11 protein-coding genes are annotated in these 16,602 nt (G+C 60.7%); 8 read left to right on the forward strand and 3 right to left on the reverse strand.

Annotated elements, in window-relative coordinates:
* Positions 1 to 190: 190 nt before the first annotated feature.
* The 3 genes from EGJ27_RS06935 (at position 191) to EGJ27_RS06945 (ending at position 4,306) form a co-directional block, all read left to right on the forward strand.
* Positions 191 to 2,503, forward strand: coding sequence for a YgiQ family radical SAM protein (locus EGJ27_RS06935; protein WP_125829986.1), 2,313 nt, complete (start codon positions 191 to 193; stop codon positions 2,501 to 2,503).
* A gap of 247 nt (positions 2,504 to 2,750) precedes the next feature.
* The gene (locus EGJ27_RS06940; protein ID WP_125829987.1) at positions 2,751 to 3,752 is read left to right on the forward strand and encodes a hypothetical protein; all 1,002 of its coding nucleotides are present in this window, start codon (positions 2,751 to 2,753) and stop codon (positions 3,750 to 3,752) included.
* 107 nt (positions 3,753 to 3,859) lie between these two features.
* Complete coding sequence (locus tag EGJ27_RS06945) at positions 3,860 to 4,306, forward strand: hypothetical protein (RefSeq protein WP_125829988.1); 447 nt, start codon at positions 3,860 to 3,862, stop codon at positions 4,304 to 4,306.
* Here the strand turns inward: EGJ27_RS06945 and EGJ27_RS24885 are convergent.
* Positions 4,300 to 4,542 (reverse strand): hypothetical protein, encoded by a 243-nt coding sequence (locus tag EGJ27_RS24885; RefSeq protein WP_177522961.1) that lies wholly within the window; start codon positions 4,540 to 4,542, stop codon positions 4,300 to 4,302. The genes EGJ27_RS06945 and EGJ27_RS24885 overlap by 7 nt on opposite strands.
* A gap of 362 nt (positions 4,543 to 4,904) precedes the next feature.
* On the opposite strand from EGJ27_RS24885, the gene EGJ27_RS06955 reads away from it, so the two are divergent.
* From EGJ27_RS06955 to azu, 4 genes are all read left to right on the forward strand, one after another.
* On the forward strand, positions 4,905 to 8,183 hold the full coding sequence (locus EGJ27_RS06955) for a DUF2126 domain-containing protein (RefSeq protein ID WP_125829989.1): 3,279 nt from the start codon (positions 4,905 to 4,907) through the stop codon (positions 8,181 to 8,183).
* An 87-nt stretch (positions 8,184 to 8,270) separates the two neighbouring features.
* Positions 8,271 to 10,766 carry a circularly permuted type 2 ATP-grasp protein gene (locus EGJ27_RS06960; RefSeq protein WP_125829990.1) on the forward strand — a complete coding sequence of 832 codons (2,496 nt, stop codon included), beginning with the start codon at positions 8,271 to 8,273 and terminating at the stop codon, positions 10,764 to 10,766.
* Positions 10,766 to 11,659 carry a transglutaminase family protein gene (locus tag EGJ27_RS06965; RefSeq protein ID WP_125829991.1) on the forward strand — a complete coding sequence of 298 codons (894 nt, stop codon included), beginning with the start codon at positions 10,766 to 10,768 and terminating at the stop codon, positions 11,657 to 11,659. Before EGJ27_RS06960 ends, EGJ27_RS06965 begins: the two co-directional genes overlap by 1 nt.
* 367 nt (positions 11,660 to 12,026) lie before the next feature.
* A complete protein-coding gene (gene azu, locus EGJ27_RS06970; RefSeq protein ID WP_125829992.1) occupies positions 12,027 to 12,473 on the forward strand; it encodes an azurin in 447 nt (148 codons plus the stop codon).
* A gap of 217 nt (positions 12,474 to 12,690) precedes the next feature.
* On the opposite strand, the gene nadE is transcribed toward azu, so the two are convergent.
* Together nadE and pncB are read right to left on the reverse strand one after the other, a co-directional pair.
* Positions 12,691 to 13,518, reverse strand: a complete 828-nt coding sequence (gene nadE / locus EGJ27_RS06975) for an ammonia-dependent NAD(+) synthetase (protein ID WP_125829993.1) — start codon at positions 13,516 to 13,518, stop codon at positions 12,691 to 12,693.
* Positions 13,519 to 13,553: 35 nt separating this feature from the next.
* Entirely contained in the window at positions 13,554 to 14,768 is a 1,215-nt protein-coding gene (gene pncB / locus EGJ27_RS06980) for a nicotinate phosphoribosyltransferase (RefSeq protein ID WP_125829994.1), read from the reverse strand.
* Positions 14,769 to 15,404: 636 nt separating this feature from the next.
* Here pncB and EGJ27_RS06985 point away from each other — a divergent pair.
* Positions 15,405 to 16,541 carry an ABC transporter substrate-binding protein gene (locus EGJ27_RS06985; protein ID WP_125829995.1) on the forward strand — a complete coding sequence of 379 codons (1,137 nt, stop codon included), beginning with the start codon at positions 15,405 to 15,407 and terminating at the stop codon, positions 16,539 to 16,541.
* Positions 16,542 to 16,602 lie beyond the last annotated feature (61 nt).

A 16,602-nucleotide genomic window follows, 5' to 3' on the forward strand; every position in this document is an offset into this window, starting at 1 on the left:
TTGCTGGCGAAGCGTCGGCCCGGACAGTGGGTGACATTGCCGTGCTGCCACTGACCTCTTCGCCAGCAAGCTGGCTCCCACGAGTTGCGGCGCAGCACATCAAAATCCGACCGTTACCGTCGGACTTGATCATTTTTTGTGCTATATTCCGCGCCCGCGATTTTTCCAACGTGCAAACGTAGGTCCTGACATGCAAGCAGCCAAGCCGTTATTTGACTATCCCAAGTACTGGGCCGAATGTTTCGGGCCAGCGCCTTTCCTGCCGATGAGCCGGGAAGAGATGGATCTGCTTGGCTGGGATTCCTGCGACGTCATCATCGTGACCGGCGACGCGTACGTCGATCACCCGTCCTTCGGCATGGCGATCATCGGCCGGCTGCTGGAAGCCCAGGGCTTCCGCGTGGGCATCATTGCCCAACCAAACTGGCAGTCCAAGGACGACTTCATGAAGCTGGGCGAGCCGAATCTGTTCTTCGGTGTCGCGGCCGGCAACATGGACTCCATGATCAACCGCTACACCGCCGACAAGAAAATACGCTCCGATGACGCCTATACACCCGGCGGCATGGCGGGCAAGCGGCCGGATCGCGCCAGCCTGGTCTACAGCCAGCGCTGCAAAGAAGCCTACAAGCATGTGCCGATCGTCCTCGGCGGCATCGAGGCTTCGCTGCGTCGCATCGCGCATTACGACTACTGGCAGGACAAGGTTCGCAATTCGATCCTGATCGACGCCTGCGCCGACATCCTGCTGTACGGCAACGCCGAGCGGGCGATTGTCGAAGTGGCGCAGCGCCTGTCCTACGGCCACAAGATCGAAGACATCACCGACGTGCGCGGCACTGCGTTCATTCGTCGTGACACGCCGCAAGGCTGGTACGAGGTGGACTCCACGCGCATCGACCGTCCGGGCAAGATCGACAAGATCATCAACCCGTACGTCAACACCCAGGACACCCAGGCCTGCGCCATCGAGCAGGAAAAAGGTCCGGTCGAAGATCCGAACGAAGCCAAGGTCGTACAGATTCTGGCCAGCCCGCGCATGACCCGCGACAAGACGGTCATCCGTCTGCCGTCGGTGGAGAAAGTGCGTAACGACGCCGTTCTGTATGCCCACGCCAACCGCGTCTTGCACCTGGAAACCAATCCGGGCAACGCCCGTGCGCTGGTGCAGAAGCATGGTGAGGTGGACGTGTGGTTCAACCCGCCGCCCATTCCGATGACCACCGAAGAAATGGACTACGTGTTCGGCATGCCGTACGCACGGGTTCCGCATCCAGCGTATGGCAAGGAGAAAATCCCGGCCTACGACATGATCCGTTTCTCGGTAAACATCATGCGGGGCTGTTTCGGCGGCTGCACCTTCTGCTCGATCACCGAGCACGAAGGCCGGATCATCCAGAACCGTTCCGAAGACTCGATCATTCGCGAGATCGAAGAGATCCGCGACAAGGTGCCCGGCTTTACCGGCGTCATTTCCGACCTTGGCGGCCCGACCGCGAACATGTACCGGATCGCCTGCAAGAGCCCGGAAATCGAATCCGCTTGCCGCAAACCGTCCTGCGTGTTCCCCGGCATCTGCCCGAACCTGAACACCGACCATTCGGCGCTGATCCAGTTGTATCGCAGTGCCCGCGCTTTGCCGGGCGTGAAGAAAATCCTGATCGCTTCCGGTCTGCGTTATGACCTGGCGGTGGAGTCTCCGGAATACGTCAAGGAACTGGTGACTCACCACGTTGGCGGCTATCTGAAAATCGCCCCGGAGCATACCGAGGAAGGGCCGCTCAACCAGATGATGAAACCGGGCATCGGCAGCTACGACCGGTTCAAGCGAATGTTCGAGAAGTATTCGAAGGAAGCGGGCAAAGAGCAGTACCTGATTCCTTACTTCATCGCTGCCCACCCAGGCACCACCGATGAAGACATGATGAACCTCGCGTTGTGGCTCAAGGGCAACGGGTTCCGTGCCGATCAGGTCCAGGCGTTCTACCCCTCGCCAATGGCGTCGGCGACTGCCATGTACCACTCGGGCAAGAACCCGCTGCGCAAGGTCACCTACAAGAGCGACGCGGTCACTATCGTCAAGAGCGAGGAGCAGCGTCGTCTGCACAAGGCGTTCCTGCGCTATCACGACCCCAAGGGCTGGCCGATGCTGCGCGAAGCGCTGGAGCGCATGGGCCGTGCCGACCTGATCGGTTCGGGCAAGAATCAGCTGATTCCGGCGTTCCAGCCATCGACCGACAGCTACCAGAGCGCCCGTCGCAAGAACTCGACGCCGGCCGGCAGCCACAAGGTTGGCAAGACCACGCTGATCCAGACCCAGCACACCGGCCTGCCACCACGCGCCAGCGACGGCAGCAAGCCGTGGGACAAGCGCGAGGAAGCCAAGGCCGCAGCCATGGCGCGCAACAAGCAGGCTGCCAAGGAGCGCATGGATGCGGCCAAGGGTGGGAAAGGCGGCAAAGGTGGCAAGAAGCCTGCGCGTCAGCCGGTAGTGCCACGCTGATCTCGTTTGCCTGAATGCAAAACGCCAACCCTCGGGTTGGCGTTTTGCGTTTTGGCGGTCAGGTTTTTGCGTTCAGATGTAGGGCGATTTTTGTGACGTGCAACCGGTTTGTGGGACGTCGGACGCAAAAAGAGAATATTCATACGCACCGCCGGAGTGATTCCTACATCCAGTGAAGGGGTGAATTCCTATCCTCGGGTTCTTCAACGCACGTGCTGGCTCGCCAGCACTTCAGGGAGAAGCCGAGATGATCGTCAATAACAGAACTATCCCAGTGGCAGCCCCGGCAGTCAGCGCAAGTCCGGCTGTCAAAGCCCCAGACGTGACGTCGAAGGACGGCAACAGCCTCGACGAGAGCCAGCCCGATATCCATTGCACCATTTCAAATACGGCTCGCCAGCTTAGCGAAACGGGATGCGCTGCTCAGGCCAAAGAAAGTAATAACGACCGTGGCCGCCAATTGATGCTCAATCAATTGTACGGCGGACGGGAGCCTGTGCTCATTAGTGGTGCGCTTGGGATGAGGCACGATAATATGGCGCGCTCCAGTTATGAGTTCCTGACTCGACAGGATCTTGAATTGCTTTCGGATGTTTACTCGTATGCCCAGGACCAAGGTGTAGATCTTACCTATGTTGATCTTATTGCTGACGATATAGGGGACTATCGCCAACATGATGATGGGCGTGGCATGGGTAATTTTAATAGTGGTGGCAGTTATAACAGCCAGGGCTGGCAGCTCACTGTGGATTTCAATGAAAGAGATGCTGCTATCGCATCAAGTTTACGTAGCGGGGCTGCGATTAACAGTACGCGATTCGACCAAGGTTTTTTGCGATATATTTTAGATCCGGGTAACGGTGCTATGGGGCGTTGTGGGGATTTTTCTTTGCTTGAACATCTTGTGACTCACTTTTCTGCTGAGGCCAATACCGCAGCCCCTCTCGATTCTCGATTCTCAGTGTACACACCGATAGATTTGAGCGAGAACTATGTACTGACGGCTTCAACTGAAATCAGGTTGCCAAAGTTTGAGCCAGATATCATCAGTGAAAATGGCGTGTCGCGTCTTACGGCAAAGGGACGGGCGCTTGGCATTCAATTAGAGGGCGGTGTAGACGGACAGCTACCCGTAGAGTTTGTGAAAGTGAAGGCCGGTTTCGATCTGCTACGTGAGTGGAGTGGGGGCGAAAGCGTAGCTCCCGCAAGAAGTTGGTTGCGTCTACTGTGGGAGCGTTTCTCTCAGTAATTCAGGTCGCCTTTAAGGCTGGGTTTGTAGGTATCTATCTATGCGCAACTGCCAAAAGAAAACGGATATGCTCCTTGTCGTGATATTCACAACTCAAGGATAATTCTGTGAAAATAATAATAGCTATTGCGCTTGTACTCGTATCTGTCAGCGGCTTTGCCGTAGAAAAGTCACTGACTAAATCCCTAAAGCCTGGTCGAATCATTGTCGCTAAAGACGGTAGCGCTATGGCGCAGTTTTCTGTGCTTAGCAGGGACTTCTCAGCTCCCGGTCTGCTGGTGGCAAAGAAGACGCTTACAAGTGTTGAGTGGCGCACGACCCATTATCCCGACAATCTGAATGAAGAAGTCGAGATCTGCTACACGGAGCCGGGTCGTATTGATCATGTGCTCTGTGAGGATATTTCTCCTAACGCCTCGGGAACTACCGATAAATTTAACAATTTCAAATTTGATATGCATGCCAGGGTTACAATTCGGCATTCAGTGAAAGGTGGCCGAAATTCCGGCGCACCAGCCGGGATGGATTCAGTGGTTATCAACTACAGCTATTGAAACAGGTTTAGACCTTTAGCTTTTGGTGCAATCGGGCGGCGCTCCGCTTGTCCGCGAAAGCTGGATTTCAGATCACGCATCTTTTGCGGATGTACCGCCCTCTTCGCGAGCAAGCTCGCTCCTACGGGTTCAGCGCAAAGTTTGTAGGAGCGGACCGGGCGGCGCTCCGCTTGTCCGCGAAAGCTGGATTCCAGATCGCGCATTTGCTGCGGGTGCACCGGCTTCTTCGCGAGCAAGCTCGCTCCTACGGGGTCAGCGCAGATTTTGTAGGAGCGGACCGGGCGCGCTCCGCTTGTCCGCGAAAGCTGCATTTCAGATCACGTATTTGCTGCGGGTGTACCGGCGTCTTCGCGAGCAAGCTCGCTCCTGCATCATCGGCACAAATCCCTAGGGCAGATAATCCTCATCCTGTAACCCAACCTCTGCCACACTCAGTGCCTCGTTATCGTGCGGACGGTCCACCGTCAGCGGGCACTGGCGCGATTCTGGTGCTGCGCCCGGTTGTGCGGGCAGTGTTCATGCCGGCGCCGCAGGCTTTGCCCGTGTGGCATAAGTCTTGCGCGGCTCACTCACCGTTCAGGCTCGCAGGAGGCACGCCGTGTCGATTCATATTGCCTTGCACCACGTTACGCATTATCGCTACGAACGCGCGGTGGAACTGGGCCCCCAGATCGTCCGCCTGCGCCCGGCTGCCCATAGCCGCACCCGCGTGTTGTCGTACTCGCTGAAAGTGCTGCCTGAAAATCACTTCATCAACTGGCAGCAGGACCCGCAAGGCAATTACCTGGCGCGCCTGGTGTTTCCGGAGAAGACCCGAGAACTGCGAGTCGAGGTCGATCTGGTCGCCGAAATGGCGGTGTTCAACCCTTTCGACTTTTTCCTCGAGCCTTACGCTGAAAACATACCGTTCAGCTATGCCGCCGAAGAACAGCGCGAACTGGCACCGTATCTGGAAAAGCTGCCGCTGACGCCTGCGTTCAAAACCTATCTGGACAGCATCAGTCGCGAACCGATTCCGGCCATCGACTTTCTGGTCGGCCTGAACCAACGGTTGAGTCAGGACATCGCCTACCTGATCCGAATGGAACCGGGTGTGCAAACCCCGGAACACACACTCCAGAACGCGTCCGGTTCATGCCGGGACTCGGCCTGGCTGCTGGTGCAGCTGATGCGCCACCTTGGGCTGGCGGCACGTTTCGTATCCGGTTATCTGATCCAGCTCAAGGCAGATGTCGAGGCGCTGGACGGCCCGTCCGGCACTGACGTCGATTTCACCGACCTGCATGCCTGGTGCGAAGTTTATCTGCCGGGCGCCGGCTGGGTCGGCCTCGATGCGACTTCGGGCCTGTTTGCCGGAGAAGGCCACATCCCGCTGGCCTGCAGCCCCGAGCCATCTTCAGCGGCGCCGATCAGCGGGCTGGTCGAGCCTTGCGAAACCGAATTCAGCCATGAAATGTCGGTCGAGCGGATCTGGGAGGCACCGCGCGTGACCCAGCCGTACACCGAGGAACAGTGGCATGCGATTCAGGCGCTGGGTCGGCAGATCGACGTCGATCTGAGCGACAACGATGTGCGCCTGACCATGGGTGGCGAGCCGACGTTTGTGTCCATCGATGACCGCGAAGGCGGCGAATGGAACACCGCCGCGCTCGGCCCGACCAAGCGCGGGCTGTCGGCCGAGCTGTTCCAGCGTATGCGCAAGCACTATGCGCCGTTGGGCCTGGTGCATTTCGGGCAGGGCAAGTGGTATCCGGGCGAGCAGTTGCCGCGCTGGTCGCTCAACTGCTTCTGGCGCAAGGACGGCCAACCGGTCTGGCATGACAATGCGCTGATCGCCGACGAAACCCGTGACTACGGAGCTACCGGCGAATTGGCCGGACGTTTTCTGAGCAGTGTGGCCGAGCGCCTGAACGTGCCGACCCGCTTCGTGTTTCCGGCCTATGAAGACAACTTCTACTACCTGTGGCGCGAGGGTGCATTGCCGGTCAACGTCACCGCCGAGGATTCGCGACTCGCCGACGAGCTGGAACGCACGCGCCTGCGCAAGGTGTTCGCCCAAGGGCTGGACAAGGTCATCGGCCAGGTTCTGCCGTTGGCGCGCACGGCAGAAGGGGATCGCTGGCAGAGTGGGCGCTGGTATCTGCGCGACGAACACTGTCGGCTGGTGCCGGGCGACTCTGCGCTGGGCTATCGCTTGCCGCTGGCTTCGCAGCCGTGGGTCAAGGCCGCCGAATATCCGTTCATCCACCCTGCCGATCCCAATCAGGACTTCGCCAAATTGCCCGACAGCCAGCAATTGCGCGCGCGCTCGTCATCCAGCGAAGTCAGTGACGACCGAGCACCGGAGCTGGACGAGTCCGCCGACTGGCTGACCCGCACCGCGCTGTGTGCCGAAGCCCGCGATGGTCGCCTGTACCTTTTCATGCCGCCGCTGCAGGCGCTGGAAGATTACCTGGAGCTGGTCGCGGCCATCGAAGCGACTGCCGCGGAACTGGCGTGTCCGGTGCTGCTGGAAGGCTACGAGCCGCCGAGCGACCCGCGTCTGGCGAACTTCCGCATCACCCCCGATCCCGGTGTAATCGAGGTCAATGTCCAGCCGTCCTCCACTTGGGACGAGTTGGTAGAGCGCACCGAGTTTCTCTACGAACAGGCGCGCCTGACCCGGCTGACCACCGAGAAATTCATGATCGATGGACGCCATACCGGCACCGGTGGCGGCAACCATTTCGTGCTCGGCGGCGCGACACCGGCGGACTCGCCGTTTCTGCGGCGTCCGGATTTGCTGCGCAGTCTGCTCAGTTACTGGCACAACCATCCGTCCTTGTCTTACCTGTTTTCGGGATTGTTCATCGGCCCGACTTCACAAGCGCCACGCATCGACGAAGCGCGTAACGACTCGCTCTATGAGCTGGAAATTGCTTTCGCGCAAATGCCCAGGCCGGGCGAAGAGGTGGCGCCGTGGCTGGTCGACCGGTTGCTGCGCAACCTGTTGATCGATGTGACCGGCAACACCCACCGTGCCGAGTTTTGCATCGACAAGCTGTATTCGCCGGACGGCGCCACCGGGCGGTTGGGGCTGCTGGAGCTGCGGGCGTTTGAAATGCCGCCCCATGCCCGCATGAGTCTGGCCCAGCAATTGTTGCTGCGGGCGCTGGTCGCGCGTTTCTGGCGCGAGCCGTATGCGCCGGCCAGGCTCGTTCGCTGGGGTACGCAGCTGCACGACCGTTTCATGCTGCCGCACTTTATCGCCCAGGACTTTGCCGACGTGGTTTCGGAACTCAACGAGGCCGGCTATTCGCTCAAGGCTGAATGGTTCGCCGCGCACCTGGAGTTCCGTTTCCCCAAGGTCGGCGATTACGCGGTCAACGGCATCGAACTGGAACTGCGCCAGGCGCTGGAACCGTGGCATGTACTCGGCGAAGAAGGCTCGGGCGGCGGCGCGGTGCGTTACGTCGACTCGTCACTGGAGCGTCTGCAAGTGCTGGTCAGCGGGCTGCCGCCGCAGCGCTACCAATTGACCTGTAATGGCATTGCGGTGCCCTTGCAGCCGACCGGGCGTGTCGGCGAATTCGTGGCCGGTGTGCGTTATCGCGCCTGGCAGCCCGCCAATTGCCTGCAACCGACCATCGGCGTGCATGCGCCGCTGGTGTTCGATCTGGTAGACACCTGGATGCAGCGCTCGCTGGGCGGCTGCGAGTATCATGTCGCCCATCCTGGCGGTCGCAATTACGAGACCTTGCCGGTCAATGCCAATGAAGCGGAGAGCCGACGCCTGGCGCGTTTCTTCCGCATCGGACATACCCCCGGCAAACTGGACGTGCCGCCGCTCAACATTAACGGCGAGCTGCCGATGACGCTGGATATGCGTTTGCATTAAAACGCCGGCCGCGCAGCCGGATGTGCGCTACAAGCGTGTCATCCGGCTGCGCTAAGCTGAGTCCTTACGTTTCCTGCCGAGCCTTCCATGCCCGACCTGCTTGACCGCTACCCGCATTCCGAGGGTACTTATCACGAGATGCTCGATGCCGGCGGCGCCATTCGGCCGCATTGGCAGCGCCTGTATGAAAACATGCAGCGCAGCTCGGCGGCTCAACTGGTCCAGCGTCAGGCGCTGCTGACCCGGCAGATTCAGGAAAACGGCGTCACCTACAACGTCTATGCCGACCCCAAGGGCGCGGACCGGCCCTGGGAGCTGGATCTGCTGCCCCACGTGATTCCGGCCGATGAGTGGCAAGACGTCGCTGCGGGCATCGCTCAGCGTGCGCGATTGCTCAATGCCGTGCTGGCCGATCTCTACGGGCCGCAGACGTTGATCGCCGACGGCCTGTTGCCGGCGGAACTGGTGTTCGGCCACAACAATTTTCTCTGGCCGTGCCAGGGCGTCACTCCGCCGGAAGGCACCTTCCTGCACATGTATGCCGTGGACCTGGCGCGCACACCCGACGGGCGCTGGTGGGTTACCGCCGACCGCACCCAGGCGCCGTCGGGCGCCGGTTATGCCCTGGAGAATCGACAGAGCGTGGCGCGGGCGTTGCCCGATACCTACCGTGATCTGCAGGTCCGCCACCTGACCGGTTTCTTCGGCACCTTGCAGCAAACCCTGGCACGTCAGGCGCCCACCAGCAGCGAAGCGCCGTTGGTGGTGGTGCTGACGCCGGGCCGTTTCAACGAAAGCTACTTCGAACACCTGTATCTCGCCCGCCAGCTGGGTTATCCACTGGTGGAAGGCGGCGATCTGACCGTGCGCGACGCAACGGTCTATCTCAAAACCCTGAGTGGCCTGCGCCGGGTCCACGCGATCATGCGACGGCTGGACGACGATTTCTGCGACCCGCTGGAACTGCGCACCGATTCGGCGCTGGGCGTGCCCGGCCTGCTGGAAGCCGTCCGGCGCGGCAACGTGCTGGTGGCCAACGCGCTGGGCAGCGGCGTGCTGGAGTCACCCGGCCTGCTGGGTTTCCTGCCGCGCATCAATGAACACCTGTTCGGTGAGAAGCTGATCCTGCCGTCGGTGGCGACCTGGTGGTGCGGCGAGCCGCCGGTCATGGCTCAGGCACTGGAGAAGCTGCCTGAGCTGTTGATCAAGCCGGCATTTCCATCCCAGCGTTTCGCGCCGGTGTTCGGTCGTGACCTCAGCGAGGCACAGCGTCAGGAACTGGCGCTGCGCATTCAGGCCCGGCCTTATGCCTATGTGGCACAAGAGCTGGCGCAGTTGTCCCAGGCGCCGGTGCTGCAACCTGACGGCACCGGTTTGCAGCCGCGGGCGATCGGCATGCGGGTTTACGCCGTCGCCAGCCAGGATGGCTATCGTGTGTTGCCCGGTGGCCTGACTCGCGTGGCGGCTGAGGCCGATGCCGATGTGGTTTCCATGCAGCGCGGCGGAGCCAGCAAGGACACGTGGGTGCTCGGCGAGCGTTCACACCTGGGCGAGCCGTGGAAAGGCCAGCGGCCGCTGGGCGTGTATGACCTGATCCGTCGCGATCCGTATTTGCCCTCGCGGGTTGTGGAAAATCTGTATTGGTTCGGCCGTTATTGCGAGCGTTGTGACGACAGCGCCCGACTGCTGCGTATCGTGCTCACCCGCTATGTAGACGGCGACGACCCGGCTGCGTTGCAGGCGGCGGTCGAGCTGGGTGATTCCCTGGGGCTGCTGCCCGAAGTGGAGGAGGGGCAGAGTCTGCCTGATCGTCTGCTGGTCGCGCTGCTCGGCCAGGAGTGGCCGTTCAGCCTGCGGGCCAACCTGCAGCGCCTGCAGTGGGCCGCCTCGCAGGTGCGCGGCAAGCTTTCCCGGGAAAACTGGCAGGCGTTGGTGGAACTGCAGCGCGAAGCCTTGAGCCTGGACACGGACGAGCCGGATTTTGGCGAGTTGCTGGACTTTCTCAACCGGCTGGTGATGTCGTTGGCGGCGTTGTCGGGCTTTGCCCTGGACGACATGACCCGCGACGAAGGCTGGAGCTTTCTGATGATCGGCCGACGGATCGAGCGCCTGAAGTTTCTCAGCGCCAGCCTGGCGGGCTTTTTGCGCAGCGCGGCCGTATCCGATCAGGCCGGCCTGGAGTGGTTGCTGGAACTGGGCAACAGCAGCATCACCTATCGCTCGCGTTACATGGCCGTGCCGCATCTGATTCCGGTGCTGGACTTGCTGCTGCTCGACGAACAGAACCCCCATGCCGTGCTGTTCCAGCTCAAGCTGGTGCAGCGTTCATTACGCCGCCTGAATGAGGATTTCGGCGCGCCGCGTGACAACAGCCTTGCAGTGCTGAGTCAGCGCCTGGCCGGCTTCGATCTGGCCAGCCTGGAGAATCCATTGTTCGGCGAGGGTAGCGTTCGCGCCGTGCTCGACGGTCTGGCCGACCTGCTGAACGCAGTCGGCGATGGCTGCGGTCAGGTGTCCGATCGCCTGGCGTTGCGCCATTTCGCCCATGTCGATGATGTCAGCCAGCGCACGGTGTCCGTCTGATGAGCGCCCTGTACCAGATCCTTCACGACACCCACTACAAGTACGACAGCCCGGTGTCGCTGGCCAAGCAACTGGCGCATTTGTGGCCGCGCAGTAACCCGCGGCAGCGCTGCATCGAACAGCACCTGGAAGTGTTTCCCACGCCTACCAGCCGGCGTGACGAACTGGATGTGTTCGGCAACCCGCTGACCCGCCTGGCTTTCGAACGCCCTCACGACGAGTTGCAGGTCAACGCGCGGCTGAGAATCGAAGTGCTGGAACGGCCCTTTCTGGATTTCGACCTGTCGCCGGAATGGGAGATCACCCGCAACGCGCTGAGCTACAGTGCCCGGCCCATGACTCCCGACATGCTCGAAGCCTGCCGCTACCGCTTCGAATCGCCTTACGTGCATCTCAAGCAGTCCTTTACCGAGTTCTCCGCCGATTGCTTCGCGCCCGGCAGGCCACTGTTGCTCTGCGTGCAGGCGCTGATGGAAAAGATCTTCGACGAGTTCACCTTCGACGCCGAAGCGACCCAGGTCGCGACCCCGCTGGTGGAGGTGCTGGAGCGGCGCCGCGGGGTCTGCCAGGACTTCGCTCACCTGATGCTCGCCTGTCTGCGCTCCCGTGGCCTGGCGGCGCGGTATGTCAGCGGTTATCTGCTGACCCAGCCACCGCCCGGCCAGCCGCGACTGATCGGCGCCGACGCATCCCATGCCTGGATTTCAGTGTTCTGCCCGGCGTCGGGCTGGGTGGATTTCGATCCGACCAACAATGTACAGCCGGCGCTGGAGCACATCAGTCTGGCGTGGGGGCGGGACTTTTCCGACGTTTCGCCGTTGCGCGGGGTGATCCTGGGCGGTGGTCATCATGACCCTGAAGTACGTGTCACGGTCATGCCCATCGAAGCGTGACACTTCCTGCATTAATTAACCACGCCGGTGAATCGTCTATTCGGGGTCAGGCCATGTGCCGGACCCGGTCATAGGCATCGTGCGGGCTGGTGGCACTCGCTCCGCAGGCATAGGCGGCAAGCAAACTGCGAAACAGGCTGTTGAACTGCATGATGGCGCTCCTTGAGTGACAATGCACCGAGGGTAGACGGGCCGGCGCGTAGTGGCTGTTTGATTGTCTTGATCGTATCGATAGCGGATCTGCACGCCGTTGCCGCACCTTGATCCGCCGGCTCGTTCCGAGGCGCTTTGACGCAGGTCATTGGCACCCGATGCCGGATCAGGCAGTCTCTTCCCATTCTTGAAATACCCTGCCTTGGAGATTCATATGATTCGCAAGCTTGTAGCGGTTTCCCTGTTGACGCTGGCCAGTGGTCAATTGCTCGCCGCCGAGTGCTCCACCACCGTCGATTCCACCGACCAGATGTCGTTCGACACCAAAGCCATCGTGATCGACAAAAGCTGCAAGGCGTTCACGGTCAACCTGACCCATTCCGGCAACCTGCCGAAGAATGTCATGGGTCATAACTGGGTCATGAGCAAGGCCGCCGACATGAACGCCGTAGCCAGCGAAGGCATGGGCGCCGGTATCGACAAGAGTTATCTCAAGGAAGGCGACGCTCGGGTGATCGCTCACACCAAAATGATTGGCGCCGGAGAAAAGGATTCGGTGACCTTCGACGTCTCGAAGCTCGACCCTGCGGAAAAGTACGCGTTCTTCTGCACCTTCCCGGGCCACATCAGCATGATGAAGGGTGACGTCACCCTGAAGTAACGGTGTCCACCTGCCGTAGGAGCAAGCTGGCTTGAAGCAGATGTATCGGCTGTAGATAAGCCTTCGCGGACGAGTCCGCTCCCACGGATTCCCAAAACTGTAGGAGCGAGCTCGCTCGCGAAGAGGCCGGTACATCCACAGCCGATGTGGCGGCGGTGAATACGCTTCGCGAGCAAGCTCGCTCCTGCAGGTTTTTACGTCCGGCACAGTATCTGGGTCACGGCGCGTAGGGCTGTTCGCGCTTGTGCTGGGTTTTGCGGTAGGTGTCGATGATGATCTTCGCCACGTCTTCGCCAACCGGCTGGCCATGCAGGAAGGCATCGATTTCCGCGTAGGTCACGCCATGGGCGGCTTCGTCGGGTTTGCCCGGTGTCAGGTCTTCAAGATCCGCTGTAGGCACCTTTTCCACCAATGCATCGGGCGCGCCGAAATCCCGGGCGATGGCACGTACCTGATTTTTCACCAGGCCGCTGAGCGGAGCGAGGTCGCACGCGCCATCGCCAAACTTGGTGAAAAAGCCCATCACCGCTTCCGCCGCATGGTCGGTACCGATCACCAGGCCCTGGCAAGCGCCGGCGATGGTGTACTGCGCTACCATGCGCATCCGCGCCTTGGTATTGCCCAGCACGAAGTCCACGGTGCTGGCGTCCAGTTTCTCGAAGCTCTTGATCTCCGAAGCCATGGACTTGACGCTGCCGCCGATGTTTACCGTGTGCAGCTCGTCCGGCTTGATGAAGTCCAGGCAGGCCTGGGCTTCGTGCTCATCTTTCTGCACCACATACGGCAGGCGTACCGCGATGAAGCGATAGCCGTCATCGCCCGTCGTCTCGCGCAGTTCACTGACGGCGCGCTGGGCCAGCAATCCGGCAGTAAGGGAGTCGACGCCGCCGCTGATGCCCAGCACCAGCGTCTTGAGGCGCGCATTGCGCAGGCAATCCTTGATGAAATCGACACGGCGAGCGACCTCGGCCTGCAAGGCGGTGCGGTCGGCAAAGGGTGGCTGGACCTTGAGCTGTTCAGCGATCTCTAGCTGTGCGGCGTGCATGATTCACTCCTTGTCAGTGGGATACATTCAAGCGGTTATTCAGGCGCAGACTCGGCAGGGACCTTGAACACATGCCGCAGGTAGGCGACGAAGTTGGGGTCCTTGCACTGGGTCTTGCCCGGCTCATCGGAAATCTTGGCGACGGCCTGCCCCGCGCACGCAGTCATTTTCAGGACCATGTTCATCGGCGCAATACCCGGAATGTCTGCCGTCAGGTTGGTGCCAATACCAAAGCTCACATTGATACGTCCACGCAGCGCGCGAAAAATTCCCAGTGCTTTGGGCAGCGTCAGCCCATCGGAGAACACCAGGGTCTTGCTCATGGGGTCGATACCCAGGCGCTGGTAATGGGTGATGCATTTTTCGGCCCACAGCACCGGGTCGCCCGAGTCGTGGCGCAGGCCGTCGAACAGTTTGGCGAAGTACAGATCGAAGTCGCGCAGGAAGGCATCGGTGGTGATGCAGTCGGTCAGGGCGATCCCCAGCAGCCCGCGATATTCGCGAACCCAGCAATCGAGCGCAGCAATCTGGCTGTCGATCAGGCGCGGGCCGAGCTGCTGGTGAGCCATGATCCATTCATGGGCCATGGTCCCCAAGGGTTTGATATCCAGCTCACGGGCCAGATGCACGTTGCTGGTGCCGACGAACTGGCCGGGGAAATCGCGCTTGAGCACGCTGACGATCTCTTCCTGAACACGGTAGGAAAACCGTCGCCGAGTACCGAAGTCCGCCACCTTGAGTTCCGCCAGTTCGTCAGGGGTCGCGTTGGTGGTAAGCCATTCGAACTTGTCGTACAGGCGCTCCCGGGCCTGGCTCAGCAGGATTTCGGGATAGCGATGCCGGTTGCGCACTTCGCTGACGATCGCCAGCAAAGGCACCTCGAACAGAATCACATGCAGCCAGGGGCCGTGCAGGCGGATGCACAGCTCGTCATTCTCGATGCTGGTCTTCACGTAGCGGGTGTTGAAGCGGAACAGGCCGAGAAAGCGCAGGAAGTCGGGTTTCAGAAAGCTGATGCGCTCCAGAAACACCAGGTGTTCGGGGCTGAGCGACAGCTCGCACAGCAACTCGATCTGCCGCTGGATCTCACCCAGATAGGGCCGAAGGTCTTCGCCGTTGCGGCAGCGGAATTCCCACTCGACGTCTACGTTGGGGTAGTTGTGCAGCACGGCCTGCATCATGGTCAGCTTGTAGAAATCGGTATCGAGCAGGTTCTGCACGATGCGATTGGAGAAGGCGCTCTCGCTCATCGGACGCTCCAGGCAGGCCCGTTGCCAGACCCGGCCGCATTAAGGATCAAATGCCATGATGTTCGCAGGCGAGCCTCCGGCCGCGATCAGACGCATTGTTTGTGCGCGATATGATGCCAGCCATTGTCGGCCAGCGACACTTCTTTGCCGCGAGGCAGACGCTTCCAGCCGCGATATTCATCTCCACCGCCAGGCCGTTGCCCCTGATTGACGCAACCGCTGGCGTGCGCGAGCGGCAATCGTGCGCACCCTGCGAACGCAGGATCGCCGCCTGGCCACGTGCGTTGATCGTTGCGGTATTTTTCGCCGCTTCCACTAACCTCAAATGGTGCGTCTCGTATCGGGCGCGCACCGACGGTGTGCAGTTCGGTGACGTATCGCGTTACAGGGAAATTCGCCGTTGTTGCCCGCACGGGTTGCAAGTTCTGCTGCGATGGGTTGCACAAGCAGGGTCCCACAGTTGCACCTTGCGCGAGATAGACGGTTGCACGCCCTTTCTGTCGCAAGCTGCAGCGGCGCGAAATGCACCACGCAGACCGATGCATGGCGCTTTTAAAAAGTGATGGCACGGCCCTTGCTCTCAGCAAATCCTGTAGTTGCAGTGCTAATTAAAAAAAATCCTCAGGAGCACCACTCATGTCGCATACGTTTTACAGGAAAGGTTTTCTGGCAATCGCAGTGGCAACTGCATTGGGCGTGTCTTCGTTTGCGCAGGCGGACGTGCATATCGGTGTGGCAGGCCCGATGACCGGCGCCAATGCGTCGTTTGGTGAGCAATACATGAAGGGCGCGCAGGCAGCTGCCGACGCCATCAATGCGGCGGGCGGTGTGAATGGGGAAAAAATCGTACTGGTCGCTGGCGATGACGCCTGCGAGCCCAAGCAAGCGGTGGCCGTGGCCAACCGTTTGATCGACCAGAACAAGGTCATCGGCGTTGTCGGCCACTTCTGCTCCTCGTCGACCATCCCGGCCTCCGAAATCTACAGCGATGCGGGCGTGATCGCCATTACACCCGGCTCGACCAACCCGCAGGTCACCGAGCGCGGCATGAAAGAGATGTTCCGCATGTGTGGCCGTGACGACCAGCAAGGTATCGTCGCTGGCGACTACATCGTCGACGTTCTCAAGGCCAAGAAAGTCGCGGTCATCCACGACAAGGACACCTACGGCCAAGGCCTGGCCGATGCCACCCAGATCCAGCTCAAGAAGCGTGGCGTCGCGCCGGTTCTGTATGAAGGTCTGACCCGAGGCGAGAAAGACTTCAGCGCCCTGGTGACCAAGATCCGCTCGGTCGGTGCCGATGTCGTCTATTTCGGCGGCCTGCACCCCGAAGCCGGTCCGCTGGTACGCCAGATGCGTGAGCAGGGCCTCAAGGACGTGAAGTTCATGTCCGACGACGGCATCGTGACCGACGAACTGGTGACCACCGCAGGCGGCGCGCAGTACGTCGACGGCGTCTACATGACCTTTGGTGCCGACCCGCGCGCACTGCCGGACAGCAAGGCGGTGGTGGACCAGTTCCGCAAGTCCGGTTACGAGCCTGAAGGCTATACCCTCTACGCCTACGCTTCGCTCCAGGCCCTGGCTGCCGGCTTCAACGGCGCCAAGTCCAACAAGGGCGAAGATGCTGCCGTGTGGCTCAAGGCCAACCCGGTCAAGACCGTCATGGGCGAGAAGGCCTGGGATGCCAAGGGTGACTTGAAAGTCTCGGACTACGTGGTCTATCAGTGGGATGCCACCGGTAAATACAAGCAGCTCGAAACGCAGAAGTAAGTCGGACCACGCCGCCCGGCTGTTCGAGGCACCCGCCAGATCACGCCGGGCGGCATGACGA

Source organism: Pseudomonas sp. v388 (genome assembly GCF_003935425.1).
Lineage (GTDB): Bacteria > Pseudomonadota > Gammaproteobacteria > Pseudomonadales > Pseudomonadaceae > Aquipseudomonas.